At 26.5% G+C, this 16,897-nt stretch carries 17 protein-coding genes; 11 read left to right on the forward strand and 6 right to left on the reverse strand.

Annotation, left to right across the window (positions count from 1 at the left end; all coding sequences use genetic code 11):
- Positions 1 to 58 precede the first annotated feature (58 nt).
- The 11 genes from H8923_RS10720 to H8923_RS10770 all read left to right on the forward strand — a co-directional run bounded on the left by H8923_RS10720 (position 59) and on the right by H8923_RS10770 (position 11,400).
- Entirely contained in the window at positions 59 to 742 is a 684-nt protein-coding gene (locus H8923_RS10720) for a response regulator transcription factor (RefSeq protein WP_153924735.1), read from the forward strand.
- Positions 726 to 2,132, forward strand: coding sequence for a sensor histidine kinase (locus H8923_RS10725; RefSeq protein ID WP_243139890.1), 1,407 nt, complete (start codon positions 726 to 728; stop codon positions 2,130 to 2,132). The genes H8923_RS10720 and H8923_RS10725 overlap by 17 nt, the downstream gene beginning before the upstream one ends.
- Before the next feature lie 82 nt (positions 2,133 to 2,214).
- Complete coding sequence (gene hdhA / locus H8923_RS10730; RefSeq protein WP_153924738.1) at positions 2,215 to 3,003, forward strand: 7alpha-hydroxysteroid dehydrogenase; 789 nt, start codon at positions 2,215 to 2,217, stop codon at positions 3,001 to 3,003.
- A gap of 19 nt (positions 3,004 to 3,022) precedes the next feature.
- The gene (locus H8923_RS10735; protein ID WP_153924741.1) at positions 3,023 to 3,823 is read left to right on the forward strand and encodes an NAD(+)/NADH kinase; all 801 of its coding nucleotides are present in this window, start codon (positions 3,023 to 3,025) and stop codon (positions 3,821 to 3,823) included.
- Between the two features lie 518 nt (positions 3,824 to 4,341).
- Positions 4,342 to 4,704 (forward strand): C-GCAxxG-C-C family (seleno)protein, encoded by a 363-nt coding sequence (locus H8923_RS10740; protein ID WP_153924744.1) that lies wholly within the window; start codon positions 4,342 to 4,344, stop codon positions 4,702 to 4,704.
- Positions 4,705 to 4,824: 120 nt separating this feature from the next.
- Positions 4,825 to 5,916 carry a beta-N-acetylhexosaminidase gene (gene nagZ / locus H8923_RS10745; RefSeq protein ID WP_153924748.1) on the forward strand — a complete coding sequence of 364 codons (1,092 nt, stop codon included), beginning with the start codon at positions 4,825 to 4,827 and terminating at the stop codon, positions 5,914 to 5,916.
- Between the two features lie 161 nt (positions 5,917 to 6,077).
- A complete protein-coding gene (locus H8923_RS10750) occupies positions 6,078 to 8,018 on the forward strand; it encodes a carbohydrate-binding domain-containing protein (protein WP_153924751.1) in 1,941 nt (646 codons plus the stop codon).
- A gap of 227 nt (positions 8,019 to 8,245) precedes the next feature.
- Complete coding sequence (locus H8923_RS10755; protein WP_153924754.1) at positions 8,246 to 8,602, forward strand: GntR family transcriptional regulator; 357 nt, start codon at positions 8,246 to 8,248, stop codon at positions 8,600 to 8,602.
- A 9-nt stretch (positions 8,603 to 8,611) separates the two neighbouring features.
- A complete protein-coding gene (locus H8923_RS10760; protein WP_153924756.1) occupies positions 8,612 to 9,304 on the forward strand; it encodes an ABC transporter ATP-binding protein in 693 nt (230 codons plus the stop codon).
- Positions 9,297 to 10,115 (forward strand): hypothetical protein, encoded by an 819-nt coding sequence (locus tag H8923_RS10765; protein ID WP_153924759.1) that lies wholly within the window; start codon positions 9,297 to 9,299, stop codon positions 10,113 to 10,115. The genes H8923_RS10760 and H8923_RS10765 overlap by 8 nt, the downstream gene beginning before the upstream one ends.
- A 13-nt stretch (positions 10,116 to 10,128) precedes the next feature.
- A complete protein-coding gene (locus H8923_RS10770; protein WP_153924762.1) occupies positions 10,129 to 11,400 on the forward strand; it encodes a hypothetical protein in 1,272 nt (423 codons plus the stop codon).
- Positions 11,401 to 11,447: 47 nt separating this feature from the next.
- Here H8923_RS10770 and H8923_RS10775 read toward each other — a convergent pair whose 3' ends face one another.
- The 6 genes from H8923_RS10775 to H8923_RS10800 form a co-directional block, all read right to left on the reverse strand.
- Entirely contained in the window at positions 11,448 to 12,425 is a 978-nt protein-coding gene (locus H8923_RS10775; protein WP_153924765.1) for an aromatic acid exporter family protein, read from the reverse strand.
- A 60-nt stretch (positions 12,426 to 12,485) separates the two neighbouring features.
- Positions 12,486 to 13,685, reverse strand: a complete 1,200-nt coding sequence (locus H8923_RS10780; RefSeq protein ID WP_153924767.1) for a sensor histidine kinase — start codon at positions 13,683 to 13,685, stop codon at positions 12,486 to 12,488.
- Between the two features lie 2 nt (positions 13,686 to 13,687).
- A complete protein-coding gene (locus H8923_RS10785) occupies positions 13,688 to 14,359 on the reverse strand; it encodes a response regulator transcription factor (protein WP_153924770.1) in 672 nt (223 codons plus the stop codon).
- Between the two features lie 231 nt (positions 14,360 to 14,590).
- Positions 14,591 to 15,280 carry a DUF4956 domain-containing protein gene (locus tag H8923_RS10790; protein WP_153924773.1) on the reverse strand — a complete coding sequence of 230 codons (690 nt, stop codon included), beginning with the start codon at positions 15,278 to 15,280 and terminating at the stop codon, positions 14,591 to 14,593.
- A complete protein-coding gene (locus H8923_RS10795) occupies positions 15,274 to 16,023 on the reverse strand; it encodes a polyphosphate polymerase domain-containing protein (protein WP_153924776.1) in 750 nt (249 codons plus the stop codon). The genes H8923_RS10790 and H8923_RS10795 overlap by 7 nt, the downstream gene beginning before the upstream one ends.
- Before the next feature lie 199 nt (positions 16,024 to 16,222).
- The gene (locus tag H8923_RS10800) at positions 16,223 to 16,855 is read right to left on the reverse strand and encodes a biliverdin-producing heme oxygenase (protein WP_153924779.1); all 633 of its coding nucleotides are present in this window, start codon (positions 16,853 to 16,855) and stop codon (positions 16,223 to 16,225) included.
- Positions 16,856 to 16,897 lie beyond the last annotated feature (42 nt).

Below are 16,897 nucleotides of genomic sequence, written 5' to 3' on the forward strand. Positions count from 1 at the left end.
ATATTGTACGTTATACTATAGGAATAGAGATAAAAACAAATTTGTAGGAGAATGTTAGATGGTAAATATATTAATTGTTGATGACGAGAAAAAAATTTGCGAATTTATTAAAGCTTATTTAGATAAGGAAGGATATAATACTTATGTTGTTTATAATGGAAAGAATGCTATAGAGCAATTTGATAAAGTAAGATATGACATAGTAATTTTAGATAGAATGTTACCAGATATAAGTGGTGAAGAGTTATGTAAGTATATTAGGTCAAAATCAGATATTCCTGTAATTATGCTTACTGCAAAGATAGAAGAGCATGATAGAATAGAAGGATTTAATTTAGGTTGTGATGATTATATATGTAAACCATTTAACGTAAAAGAGTTAGTTCTTAGAGTTAAGGTTATTTTAAAAAGAATTAAAAATATTAGTAATGATTATATAATAAAGTTTGATAATGAAGTAGAAATTAATACATTATCTTATGAGGTTAAAATAAGAGGAGAGCTAGTTTCATTAACTAGTACAGAATATAAAATACTATTAATGATGGCATCTAATCCGAAAAAAGTATATACAAGGGTAGAAATTCTAAATAATTTAGAAGAAGGTTATTATGAAAAGGATGATAGAGTTATTGATAGTCATATAAAAAACTTAAGACAAAAAATAGAAAGAGACCATAAAGATTGTAAGATTATACAAACTGTTTATGGAATAGGATATAAGTTTGGCCTTAAGCAATAAATCAATATCTCTAAGAAATAAAATAACAATATCCTTTGCAATAATAATGACCTTAACTATTTTAATAATTACAGTATTTGTTAGAAAAACTTTTGAAAGCGAGTTTGGCAAATATGTAGATGATAATAACAAAGCAGAAGTAAAGCATTTAGTGACTTTTGACTTGAAGAAAATATATATAGATGATCAGTGGGATATTAACATAATTGAAAAATTATGTGAAGACTCCATTGAAAAAGGAATTGCATTAGAAATATATGATACAAATAGTAATATAATATATGGAGTACTTAAAGATAATAAAAACTTATCAAATGAGATTTTGAATAATATAAGAGAAAATATGCAAAGTATAGAGGAAAATTGGAGTCCTAAACTAAAGGAATATAAAGTTGATATATATGATGAAAATAATAATATAGTTGGCTATGCTAATATACTTTACTATGAATCTATATACTACATGGAGAATGACATTATGTTTTTAAATATAGTAAATACATTTATGCAAATAATAAGTGTTATTTCTATAGGAAGTATAATAATTATATCTATAATAATCTCTAAATCTATATCAAACCCTATAGAAAAAGTATCTATTATGGCAAAAGCCATAGGGGATGGGAAGTATAAAAACAAAGTGGATTATAAAAATAATATAAAAGAAGTTAAAGAGTTAGTAGAATCAATCAATAAATTATCTTGTAAGCTAAGTGAGCAAGAACAATTAAGGAAAAGGATTACGACTGATGTAGCTCATGAACTTAGAACTCCATTAACTAGTATTCAAGGTCATTTAGATGCAATAATAGATGGTATATGGGAAGCAACACCAGAGAGGCTTATAAGTATAAGAGAAGAAGTAACTAGACTTAGTGACTTAGTGGGACATCTTAGATTACTATCAAAATTTGATAGTGAGAAGAATATATTGAATAAAACCAATACTAATTTAAAAGAACTTATACAAAATATTATTTATAACTATGAAAGCAATGCATTAGAAAAGAATATAAAAATTAAATGCAATATAGATGATATATATATAAGATTAGATAAAAATCAGTTCTCTCAAGTTATAATTAATTTATTATCTAATGCTATTAAGTATACTTTTGAAAATGGAAAGATAGATATAAAGGGATACCAAGAAAATAACAATATAATTATATCATTCAAAGATAATGGAATAGGTATTCCTAATGAAGATAGAGAGTTTATATTTGAAAGATTTTATAGAACAGACAAGTCTAGGGATAAAGAAACTGGAGGCATAGGTATAGGACTTACTATATCAAAGAGCATAGTAAATGCTCATAATGGTGAAATATTTGTAAATAGTAAACTTAATGAAGGAACAGAATTTATTATAAAACTACCCAAATTATAAATAGTAAATATAAATCTACAAATAATAATCATAATGATTGTAAGAATAGATAATTATTATTTGTATAAAGGAGAAATTTAGAATGGGTAAATTAGATGGAAAAGTTGCATTGGTAACTTCTGGTACAAGGGGAATTGGGCTTCAATCGGTTAAAACATTAGCCGAAAATGGAGCAATTGTATATATAGGTGCAAGGAGATTAGATGCAGCTAAAGAAATTTGTAATGAGTTAGCAAAATCAAATTATAAAGCTAAGGCAGTATATTTTGATGCAACTAAAGAAGAAACTTATAAAACTATGGTTGAAGAAGTTGTTAATGATGCAGGTAAAATTGATATATTAGTAAATAATTATGGAGGAACAGATGCTAGAAAAGATAGCAACTTAGTGGATGGAGACCAAGAAACTTTTTTTGAAACATTAAATAATAATGTAAAAAGTGTGTATATACCTTGTAAAATAGCAGTACCGTACATGGAAAAGAACGGAGGGGGAAGTATAGTTAATATTTCATCAATAGGATCTATATTACCTGACTTATCAAGAATAGGGTACTGTGTATCAAAAGCTGCGGTAAATTCACTTACTGAAAATATTGCAGTTCAATATGCAAGATCTAATATAAGATGTAATGCAATTTTACCTGGGCTTATAGCTACAGATGCTGCACTGCAAAATATGTCTCAAGAATTTATAGATGTATTTTTAAAACATGTTCCTCTTAAAAGATTTGGACAACCTAAAGATATAGCAGAGGCTGTACTTTTTTTAGCTAGTGATGATTCATCATTTATTACAGGAGAGATTTTATCTGTTGCAGGTGGATATGGAGAGCCATCACCTATGTATGGAGATGATGTTAGTAAATAACAATAAAGTGAGGCATAATATGGAAAAGGTAGTAACGGTATCTTCTAATACTTTAAAGCAATCCATAAAGGTTAAAGATATCTTAACACAAAAATTAAATGAGGCTGGATATTATGTAAGTAATAAAATAGAAAAGAATACAGAGTTGTTAATATCCATAGGTGGGGATGGATCTTTTTTAAAAACTGTTCATAGATTTAACTTTATAGAGGTACCTGTTTTAGCTATAAATACAGGTCATTTAGGTTTCTTGGCAGAATTATCACCTAATCAAATTGATGATTTTATTAAAGCTTATACTAATGATAAATACTTTATTCAGAAGGTAAGACCGCTAGAAGCTACTATATGTACAAAAAATCAGAGTATAGATATAACTGCTATAAATGAAATTGTTATAAAAAATATAAAATCAAGAACGGTTCATTTAGATTTAAAGGTAAATGGCATAAAAATAGAAAGTTTTAGTGGAGATGGAATCCTAATATCTACTCCAATAGGATCTACTGCATATAACTATTCTGCAGGAGGAAGTATTGTTGATCCAGAACTTAATTTACTTCAATTAACACCGATTGCTCCAATGAATACTAATGCATACAGATCATTTACATCAAGCATAATTTTGCCTACAACATCAGTTATAACAATATCTCCAGAGTATGATTTTGAAAATTCAATATTGATAGTAATTGATGGCACCCAATACAAGTTTACTCATATTGATGAGGTAAGAGTCTTTAAATCTGATAAAAAGATACATCTATTAAGGTTAGAGGGGTATGAATTTTGGAATAGAGTTTCAGAAAAATTTTTATAATAAACAAGTATAAAACGGAAAAGCACCTATCAAAGATAGGTGCTTTTATTTGGGCTAGCGTAATACTTATACTAAATATAAGTTCCCACTGATATTTAGTATAATATAAATTAAATTTTATGTAAAGATAAATTTATAGATTAAATATAATAAAATCAAATAGTTAAAGAATTAATAATATTATAATTTATATTTTTTTCATAATAAATTTACATTAAATTCATATACCAGTAGTATTATATAACTAAAGAAAAGGAAGTTAAATAAATTAGCAAATACCCTTATTAACATAGATTTAATAGTAGTTCTCCCTCAAAATTTACTACTATTATAGAATCATAAGTTGTACAGAATATTTATATGTATTTTGTACAACTTTTTTGCTATACTTACTAATATGCATAGAGATTAGAACTTGATATTAAAAAATATGTGACAATATCACAGAACTTGTCTCCTATTTAATATAGAATATAGATATAAATGAATTATAAAAAATCATTGAAAGGGTGTATGAAATGACAAAACCAGCAATATATCATAGTCAAGGTTATACTTGTGCAGAATCATTGATAAAATCTTACAATGAAGAACATAACACAGACATTCCAGTATCAATAGGTAGTGGAATGGGTGTAGGAATGACTGTTGGAAGTTTATGTGGAGCTGTAAATGCAGCTATAGTTATAATAGGATATCTAAAAGGTAGAGATAGCCAGCTAAGTCAAAATGAAGCTAGAAAGTATTCTAAAGAGTTAATGACGAGAGTTAGAACAAAATATAATTCTGAGTTATGTCTAGATTTAAAAAGAAGTAAAGTTGGATGTGATGAGATAATAAATTTCACATATGATGCTTTAAATGAAGTATTAGGAAATTAGGATTAATAAGAAAGTATTTCAATATCGTATTAATATATTGAGGTACTTTTTTTATATACAAATTTAGTAAATTTAATAGTAAGTTGAAGTAAAATCTATAAACATGGCAATAATCATATTATGAAAAAAATAAGAATAATACAATATTTGATAATAGCTTTAATGGTAGTTTTTGTTGGATGTAATAAGTCTAGACATGAGGCTATAAAAGAAATTTTAAATGAAATGACGTTGGAAGAAAAAATAGGGCAAATGTTATTAGTTGGATTTAATGGAATTTCTGTAAATAATGAATTAAGTACACTAATTAAAGATGAAAAGGTAGGAGGTCTAATATTATTTAAGGAGAATATAGAAACATCTTCACAATTAAAATCATTACTAGAAGATATTAGTAAGCTAAATACAAGCATTCCATTGTTTATATCTATTGATGAAGAAGGTGGTAGAGTTAGTAGACTTCCAGACGATATAAATAAATTTCCAAGCGCTTCTGAAGTTGGTTCTAAAGATGATAAAGAATATGCTTATGAGAATGGAAGAAAAATGGGTGAAGTACTAAGTAAATATGGTATTAATATGGACTTTGCACCTGTACTAGATATTTATAGCAATACTAAAAATACAGTGATAGGAAATAGAGCTTTTGGAAATAATGAAGAAATTGTATCAACTATGGGAATAGAAATGATGAAAGGATTACAGGATGAAAATATAATAGCTTGCGTAAAACACTTCCCAGGACATGGAGATACTGAGGTAGATTCACATGTAGGCTTACCTATAGTATATAAAACTTTAGAAGAACTTGAAAAATTTGAATTTATACCTTTTAAAAAGGCAATAGAAAATAATTGTGATGTGGTAATGGTATCACATATTGTTTTAAATGAAATTGATAGCAAAAATCCTTCTTCATTGTCTAAAGCTGTAATAAGCGGTTTGCTTAGAGAAAATTTAGGATTTGACAATGTTGTAATAACTGATGATATGAATATGTCAGCTATAACGAACACTATAAGTGTAGAGAAAGCAAGTATAGAAAGTATAAAAGCGGGAAGTGATATTATTTTAATAGGAGGAGGGCTAGATACAATAACATCCGTTATTAGAGAAATTGAGTTATCTATAAAAAATGGAGATTTAAGTGAAGATAGAATAGATGAAAGTGTTTATAGAATTTTAGAATTAAAGAGTAAATATTTACGATAAAGTAAGTATTTTAAGATTGATTTAAGATAGAAGTGCTACTATATTTTAAAGCTAAGATGTTAAGTAAAAACAACTTTAAACTTATTAGCAAATAAGAAATAATTCATAAGCTTAATATATTAAAATAAGCCAAGTTGATAATTATAGTAGGAGGAATAGACATGAATAAAAGACTTATATCAATCATATCGATATTTTCTTTATGTGTATCAATTACAGGATGCTCAAATAAAAGTAATGATTCATCTAGTAATTCTACAAAGAATTCACAAATAACAACAACTTCACCAAAAAGTGAATCAATAGGAGATATAGATACATATATAAAGCTATCAGATGATAATACAGCAGTAGAAGGTGAAGGAGTAACTATTGAAAATAATATTATTACTATTACAAATGCAGGAACTTATAGTATAAGCGGTAGTTTAAGTAATGGACAAATAATCATTAATACAAATAAAGAAGAAAAGACCTATATTCTTTTAGATGATGCTAATATTACATGCTCTAATAGTGCAGCTATTAATGTTATAAGCTCTAAAAAAACAGTTATTGCTTTAGCAGATGGTACAGAAAATTATATAAAAGATGGTACAGAGTATGTTTTTGAAGATGAAACTACAGACGAACCCAATGCAGCTATATTTAGTAAAGAAGATTTAACTTTTATAGGAACAGGATCTTTAGAGGTAAGTGGAAATTATGATAGAGCTATCGTAAGTAAAGATGATTTAGTAATACAAAATGGAAATATAAATGTTACTTCAGTTGGAGATGCATTAAGAGGTAAGGATTCTGTAGTTGTAACTGGCGGAAATATAACTATAAATGCAGGTGGAGATGGAATTAAATCTAACAATACTGAAGATACATCAAAAGGATATGTATCCATAGAAGGTGGAAAGCTAGATATTACAGCAGGTCAAGATGGAATACAAGGAGAAACTAATACTTTAATTAAGGATGGAGATATAAAAATTTCTTCTGGAGGAGGAAGTGCCAATAGTAGTAGTGATAAGAATAATCAAGAATGGGGTAACTGGGGAGGAAGATCAGATCAGATACCTAAAAGGCCAAACGAGCAAACTACTCCGACAGAAAATACAGATACATCTGAAGAATCTACTAGTGCAAAGGGTATTAAAGCAGGTGTAAACATAACTATAGATGGAGGTACTATGGATATAGATTCATCAGATGACTCAATCCACTCAAATGACAGTTTAGTGATAAATAGCGGTACTATAAATATGTCTTCAGGAGATGATGGAATACATTCAGATTCTACTTTAGAAATTAATGGTGGGAATATAAATGTAACTAAGTCATATGAAGGAATAGAAAGTGAAGTTATAACTATTAATTATGGGAAAATACATGTAGTAGCAAGTGATGATGGCATGAATGCAGCTGGAGGAAATGATGGTTCTTCAACGAATGGTAGACCAGGTCAAAATAATTTTGATTCTGAGGATAATGGAGCAATAAATATTAATGGAGGATATATTGTAGTAGATGCAGATGGAGATGGAATAGATTCAAATGGTAATATAGAAATGAATGATGGAGTTGTTATCGTAAATGGACCAACTAATGGTGGAAATGGAGCATTGGATTATGATGGAAGATTTAATATATCAGGAGGAACTTTAGTAGCATCAGGAAGTTTAGGCATGGTTCAAACCCCTAGTGATTCATCAAGTCAAAACTCTTTAAATATTAGTGTATCGCAGCAAGGTGCTAATTCTATAATACATGTTGAAGATGAAAGTGGAAACGATGTATTAACATTTGCACCATCAAAAAATTATCAATCTATTGTAGTATCTTCTCCAGAAATAAAATCTAACTCGACATATAAAGTTTATGTAGGAGGAAGCTCAACAGGAACTCAAAGTGATGGATTATACTCAGGAGGAACGTATAGCAAGGGAAATGAAGTTGGAAGTTCTACAGTATCAAGTAGTATAACAAGTATTGCTCAAGATGGAGTTTCATCAGGTGAAAGTATGGGAATGCCTGGAGGAGGCAGAGGTGGAAACAAAGGTAATATTCAAAGTGCACCTCAAAGTAATGTACGAAACGAAAATATACAATAAGTAAATTAAACTATAAGATATAAAATTTATGCTCAGTATAATAATATAAATTTACTCACATTAGCAAAATAAACGGTATATGTTGGTAAATTTAAATATTATGCTGAGTATTTTTATTGTTTTATAAAGTATAAAATAAAAAAAGTATTGTATTATAAGTGTATTATAATTATAATACACTTATAAGGTGTACTACTGATATAGTACAGTAATACGGAGGTGAAATAATGAATTTTATACCTAATGACAGAGAACCTGTATATATTCAAATAGTTAGATATATGAAACAACAGGTGGTTAATGGAAGTTTAAGTCCTGGGGATGCAATCCCATCAAGACGAGAAATGGCAGTAAGTATAAAAGTAAATCCAAATACTGTTCAAAAAGCATATAAGGAGATGGAGGATATGGGGATTATAAATACAGCAAGAAATTATCAAAGTACAATAACAACTGATGTAAATATAATAAACGATATAAAACAAAATTTAATCGATGAATCGATGGAGCTATTTATAGAAAGTATGAAAGCTATAAATGTAGATAAAGAAGAAATTATAAAAATTATAAATGATAGATACTAGGGGGACTTTATGATAGAGGTAAAAAATGTTGTAAAGATATATAAAAGAACAAAAGCTCTTGATAATATATCATTTAATATACATGAAGGAAAAATAACATGTATATTAGGAACAAACGGAGTAGGAAAATCCACAATACTAAAGGCTATATCAGGTCTAGTAAAGTTAGATAAGGGAGAAATATTAATAGATGGAGAAGCTATAAGTAACAAAATATATGATAAATTAGCTTTTGTTCCAGATATAGATATACATTTTCCACAGCTAAATATAAAAGAAACATTTGAATTTATGAGCGTATTTTATAAACATTGGAATAATGAAAAAGCTTATGAAATGCTTAAGAACTTTAATATAACGGATGATAAAAAAATATCTAATTTATCAAAAGGAAATAAAGCAAGAATAAAAATAATCTTAGGTTTTGCTCAAGAATCAAAATATATTTTACTAGATGAGCCATTCTCTGGTATTGATATATTTAAAAGAGAAGAAATCATAAAAATGATGGTAAGATATATGACTGATGAACAAAGTATAGTAATTACAACTCATGAAATACCAGAAATAGAAATGATTGTAGATGATGTAATATTTATAAACAATGGAAAATTAGTATGTGAATTTAATGCCGAAGAAGCTAGGGAAAAAGAAGGAATGTCTATTGTAGATAAAATGAGGGAGGTATATAGGGATGAATAAAATATTTACTTTATACGATATAGAGTTTAAGAGAATATATAAATTATATTTCAGTATGCTCTTTGCATTTATTGCTTTTAATGTAGGTGTAGTAGTAGCAGGGTTAATCAATGTAGTGTTTAAAGTATCTGCAAGACTTGAAACTAACAAGAGTATTCAAATTTTACAAAAAGCATCATCAGCTAGAATTATAAGGGAAGATGTGATGGGTGACATATTTACTATTATGTGTATGGCCTTTATAGTTGCAATTGTGATATGTTTACTTTATGCATTTGTAATTTGGTACAGAGATTTTTTAGGAAAAAGCAAAACTGCATATACACTTTTTATGTTACCAAATAATAAATTTGATATGTATATAGCAAAATTAATTACCATTGTATTTCTTATATATGGGGTAATAATTGCACAATTTTTATCTTGGATAATATCTGCATTTATAGTAACTTCATTAACATCAGTAACATTAAGTCAAATTATATATATTTTGCAAGGTAGACTATCGCTTAGTTTACTAGGATTTATGCAATTTGATGGTATTTCATTCATTATGATAAATATAATAGGTACAATAATTTCGGTGATTATTATATTTACAGGAATAATAATTCAAAAGTCATTTAAAAAAATAGGTATATTACTTGGAATAGGATATATAGTTATTTTTTGTATGATTAACTTATATGTGATAGCTTATAAATCATTCAGCGGTCAATTATTAATGTATCAAACTGCATATTACTTAATGACAGCGTTAGTATCAATGGGAATATCATATAAGCTTTTAAATAAAAAGATATATCTTTAGGGGGGGAATATATATGAAATTAAAATCGTCAAGAATGATTCTTGCAGGCTCAATAATAACAATGATAGGTTTAAGCATTTTTATGTGCATGAATGATAAAGAAAAAATTAAAATTGAAGAATTAAAAGGCAGTAAATCTGCATTAGAGAATGTAAATATAATTTTCCAAAATATTCAAAATTCATATAAAACAACAAAAACCACAATAAGTAAAGATGGAATTAATGAGGATAAATTTGCGACAACTACACCAAATAGATTTAGTGATATACAAGATTTAATAACTAATAAGGATATGTTGAATTATTCACAAGGAATGAATGGAACGTATCAGTACGATAATTATGTAGGGATAGTGAGTGTAGGTATAGATTATTCAGAGGAAAATTCTAATGATGAAAAAAAAGAATTAGTAGCAACAGTAATGGAAGAGAATATAGATACTAAAGATATTAAAAATTATACAATAAAACTAGGTACATATTTTAAAAATGATACAGATAATGGTGTATCAACAAATACTGTTCCTATTAAATATAAAGATGATTTATACATAGTAGTTGGAGTAGATATAGAAAACTATGCTAATGTTAATAAATATGAAAATCAAACTGAAGAATCAAGAATATATGTATACAAATTAGATCTAGATAATGAAAGTTCAGAACATATATTAACTAAGACACTTAGCAAAGATGGAGAGTCAAATATTTCATACAATATTTCGTTTGCTAAGGATAATACAGCTTATTTTGTAAATAGATTATATAGTAAAAGTGATAAAAATGAAACTGAAACAACATTTCAATTATTATCATTTGATTTAGAAACAAGAAGGTTTGATACTTTAGAATTAGGAAAAAATACAGATGAAGATGGGCTATGGGAAATACATAAATATTATTTAATAGAGGACAAGGTGTATCTTATATATGACTATGAGGCAGGAGAAAAATTTAATATATATGAAATGGAAATTGACTTAAATACTAATGAAATAGTTAATGAAAAAGTAGCATATACATTAGATTTTGATTATAATAAAAATACTAATGATATGGGATATAGTATAGATCATATTAGATATGTAGATAATAAATTATTTATATCTATTGCAACTCAAAAGTATATAGAATCATCATGGAGCAGTACAGGAGAAATATCAAAATACTTATACGTGATAGATAGAAATAGTAAGAAAACTTTATATGCAGTAAAAGGAAATACTGAAAATAATGAAAATCATGTATATGATGGAAATATAAGTTTAAGTATTGTGAAATAATAGAAAAACTACCTATATAAAATATTATATAGGTAGTTTTATATTATTTATAAATTATAAAAGTAATTATCTCTAAGAGTTTGAGCATTTTTACGATTAACTAAAAACTTTTTTAATTCAGTTAAACATAAAAATAAAATAGCCCTATCTTCAAATTCAATTCTATCAATTGGTAGTGGTTCATTTTTCATATTATTCATAAGCCTATTTAATTCATCTAAAAGGGCATTTACAGTTTCAGCCTCAAAAGCAGTATGACCAATTTTATGTATAAAAGCAGAAATAATATGACCTTGAGGTGGAGTTGAACTTAATTGAGATACATAGTCATATAAGTTTTCTAATATATCTCTTTGACTTTTAATAATTTCCATATGATCTAAGAAAAACTTAGTATCACTTAGTAAATTATTATTCATATTTTCATAAGCTGCAGAAATACTATTACTGATAAGTTTATTTAATGTATATAAATCTTTATTATAATTGCTATCTTTATTAGGATTTACAATTAAATCAGCAATATCTATAAGAACAGAACTTACTTCTTCTTGCATTCTTCTTTGGCCTTCATAAATTTTATTAATATTCGATGGAATGTATAAATTAATTATAACTCCAATTCCAGCACCAATTATAAATAAACCAGATTCATTTAAAATCCAATGGATAGATACTTCACCTTGAAGAAAATAATGTGAAGCAATAACAACACACATAGCAATTACATCTTGTATTTTAAATATAAAACAAAGGCTTATAATTATTAAAATATACAATGCGAATGCATATAAATGATATCCTAAAATATTAAAGCATAAGTATGAAAATATAGTACATAAAACAAATCCATAGATTTTTCCCAGAGTACCTTTAAGAGTCTCTTTTTTTGTATTCTTTACTGTTAGCAATGTAATAACTCCTGCAACAGTAGAGTATTCTAGATTTAACATCCAAGCAATAAAAATAGCTAGGGAACTTCCAAATGACAATTTTATTACCTTAAGTGCATTAGTTTTATTCAATTATAAAACCCCCTATGTATTATTTTACTAAAAAGTATTTTAACATAATTCTTAGAGATTTTAAAAGCTAATAGGAAATTCTACAAAAAATGTTGTATCACTATCAATTGTACTTTTAGCGTATATATTGCCTTTGTGCTGTTCAACTATGGATTTTGCAATAGAAAGACCTAATCCATAACCACCGGTTTCTCTTACCCTAGAGCTATCAACTCTGTAGAATCTTTCAAAGATTTTTTCAATATGTTCTGAAGATATACCATTACCTGTATTTTTTACAGATAACTTAACCGTATTCTTATCCAAGACTAAATTTACATGAATACTACCTTTATTATTAGTATGTTTGATAGCGTTATCCATAATTATACTAAATAATTTTTTTATACTTTCTTTATCTCCAGTGATAAAAATATCATTATCTATTTTAGTATATAATTTTATTCCATTTTCATAAATTATAGCATCGAATTGTAAAATCATACTTTCAATTATTTTACTTATATTAATAGAAGAGAATATAAGTGTATTTTTCTCTGTATCTAACTTTGCTAGAGATAGCATTTCATTAACTAGTTCAGACATTCTATCAGTCTGTAAGTTTATATAATTAATCCATTTACGTTGATTTTTTACAGTATCCTCAGGATTACTAAGTACTAAAGATGTATTAGTTTTTATTATAGTTAATGGAGTTTTTAATTCATGAGACGCATCAGCTATAAATTGCTTTTGCTTTTCAAAAACCTCTTTTATAGGTTTAATACTTTTATTAGTAAGATACATGCTGATAATAAGCAATGCTATTAAACTTATTGACCCAACAGAAATAAATATTTTTAAAAGAGATAGTTTAAAGTTCTCTTGATAAGATATATTTAAAAATACGATTTTTGTAGTTGTATAACTTGTTTTTTTTAAGTATACATATGGTTCTTGGTTAATATTAATTTTAGAGGAATCCTTTTTATTATTTAAAATTTTATTAATTGCATTTTGTAAATCGTTAGTATTAACATTAAGATTGAAAGAAATAAATTTTTTTATTATATTTCCGTTATCATCAACATCGACCATTATATTACTAGTGTTTGGTCTAGGTTTATGACTATCAATCATTAAAGCATTAAGAGAACCGTTAGTTTCCCTATTCATACTTTCATTAGTCATAAAATATAAAGTTCCAAAAATACTTATAAATACAACTGTTAATAAACTCATATTTATTAGTACAAATTTTAGCTTAAGTTTATCAAACATATTTATTCCTCCAACTTATATCCAACTCGTCTTATAGTTGAAATCTTAACAGATGAGTCAATATGAGTTAATTTTTTTCTTAAAAATGAAATATAAACCTCAATGTTATTGTAATCAGCCTCAGAATCAAATCCCCAAAGTTTTGTTATTAAATCATCCTTGCTTACAATGCTTTTTGGTCTTTGCATAAAATAATGAAGTATATCAAATTCTTTTAATGTAAGAGTTATAGAATTATTTTTACACTCCAAATCATAGGTTGATAAATTTAATCGAATATCACCAAAGTCTAAGATATTATCATTAATAATGTCACCTTTTCTTCTTGTTAAAGCCCTTAGCCTAGCAAGTAGTTCTTCAGATGAAAAAGGCTTTGCTAAATAATCATCGGCACCTAAATCTAATCCAGTAACTTTGTCTTCAACACTATCTTTAGCGGTAAGTAAAATAATGGGGGTAGATATTCCCTTCTTTCTTAGAATTTTGAGAACTTGAAGTCCATTTAACTTAGGTAGCATTATATCTAGAATAATTACATCATAAATATCAGTTAAACCATAATTTAAACCATCATCACCATCATAGACGGCATCAACAGAATAATTATTTTTTATAAGAATTTGGCATAAAGCCTCAGATAATTGAATTTCATCTTCAACCAATAATAATTTCATAAAATCACCTCTTTACATAATTTACAATTTGTATAAAATATAGTCCTATTCTACATTAAAATACTAAATCTATATTAAGATTATTTAAAATATATTTTAATATATACTTAGTATGAGAATTATATAAACTAGCAAGGGCTGATATATAAATCAACTAGTAATTGCAGTATTATATACCACATTAAAGCAAATCTATACATCAGCCCAAATTTTCGTTTGAAAATATCAAATCTAATTATAAACTTTTTCTTCGAAACCAGATAGGGTAAGTGTTATATTTAAATTACCATTCCTACACCTTAATTCATCTATAAATTTCTTTTGATCTACGTTGGGTTTCATATGAATAACGTAAGTAAGTTCAAATAAAGCACCAAAGTCTCTAGTTTTAACTTTTTCAATATTCCAAGCGTTAGTATATTCTACTAATATATCTTCAAATATACCTTCAAAATTTAGATCCTCAGGTACAGTAATTTTTAGTTGCATAGTTTTAGTCTTAGGCATAGCAAACTTTGTAGCATCTAATATAAGCATTACAGCACATAAAATAGTAGTGAATATTATTCCATATCCTATGTAGCCCATACCACAAGTAAGTCCGACAGCTAATGTAAAGAATACATAAGAAATATCCTTTGGATCCCCAGGTGCACTTCTAAAGCGAATTATCGAAAATGCTCCAGCTAAGCTAAATGCTCTAGCTACATTATTGCCAACTAAAAGAATTATAATTGAAATTATAACTGGTAGCATTATTAGTGTTATACTAAATCCTGAGCTATATCCAGATTTTTTATTTGTTTTCATATATACAAGACTAATAGCTAGTCCAAGCACAATTGAGGATATTATTACAAGTAGTGCATTAGTGAGAGTAAAAGACTCTCCTGTTGTTGATGCAATTATTGTTTCTAACATACTTTTTCTCCTTTTATATGATTATTTTGTTTATTTAAGCAATAAGACATATATTCATTGCCATATTTTGAAAAATGAGTATTATATATTGAAAGCTCTGAAAGGATTCTTGTAAACCATACAGGAATAGCTCCCAAAATTTTAACTTCCATAAGATATTTATCTTCACCTAAGATATCCTCACCAGAATTACCTAATTCTAAAGATAAATTATTTCTTCTTGAAATAATATTAGAATCGAAAGTTAACCTAAAGTCAGGATCATCCTTGGCAAAGAAAGCGTTTCTAGTATAACCAATATAAACTGTGGGTTTGACAGTATTATTATTTAAGTAATATTCTATTTCATTAAGTATCTGTGTATTTATGTAGTCATTAGAGTAAGGTATCTCACCTAATTCTAAAAACTTATATGCTTCTTCTAATGTAAGTGAAACTCTTCTTTTATTTACGATACCATTTATTTTCTTTTTTAATTCTAAGAAGACTTTATCAGAAGAATTAGTTGGAATTTTATAACTTCTAAGTCTAAGTTTTTCTTTATAAAATGGCTTAGAAATAGAGTGTCTAATTACATCATTATGTTCTGTATCGTAGTAGATATTATAAATATTATAGTTTTTTCCTGACTTACAATATTTATCAGGAGTCATATATTCAAGTAATTTCGGAATTAGCTTATTATATTGTTCTTTGTCTAATATAAACTTTTTTTCATAACGTTTAAAAGATTTAATTGCCATATGTTATCAACCCCTTATTATTAACTATTTTATATTCATATTGTAAAAATTTAACCTTAAATAAATCTTAAGTTAATATGGATTTAACATGAATTAATTTCAATATAAAAATATTAAGAAATTAAATTTTATAAAAGTATAAAATAAAAAATGAGACTTTAATTACATTTAAAGTCTCATTCTTATTTCATAATATTTATTAATTATTGTAAAGTTTAGCCTCTAATTCATTTGATATTGCTAAGTTATAAATATAAGCATTACTTATTTCATTTATAAATTTAACTTCCATTTCTTTTGATAAATTTAAACTGTTTATTTTATTAGCATAATTCATAACATAAGATCTGATATCTTTAATCTTATCGCAAGAATAATAATTTAGACCTTCAGGTTCAACTTTATAATTAACGCTTAATAAAGCAATAAAAGTTCTTCCTCCAAATAAATCAGCTATAAATCTTGTATAAGCATAAGCTATTATTAATTCTGGATTAGTTTTTTCTAAATCGTTAATTTTATCAATGAAAGCAAGCGTAGAAGGAAGTAATTCCATTTTATCTAATTTATCTCCTAATAAGAACTTTAAATCCTTTTGAATTAAATCATAACGATATAATTCAGGCGTAACAAAGTCTTTAATTATCTCATTAGTAGAGTTGTTTTCAATAACATTTTCTATAGACTTATACATAGCAGATAAATTAAATAAATATTCGGCATAACTCTCTCTTGATGCGTTACCATCAACTATTCTTTTTATAAAACCACTGTGCTCAGCTGCACTATGAAGTGTAGCGCTATTTCTTCTTATGTTTGTCATTAAATCCATATATATCACCTCTTATACTAATTATAGAAAATGATAATTATT

Source organism: Romboutsia faecis (assembly GCF_014323405.1).
Lineage (GTDB): Bacteria > Bacillota > Clostridia > Peptostreptococcales > Peptostreptococcaceae > Romboutsia_E > Romboutsia_E faecis.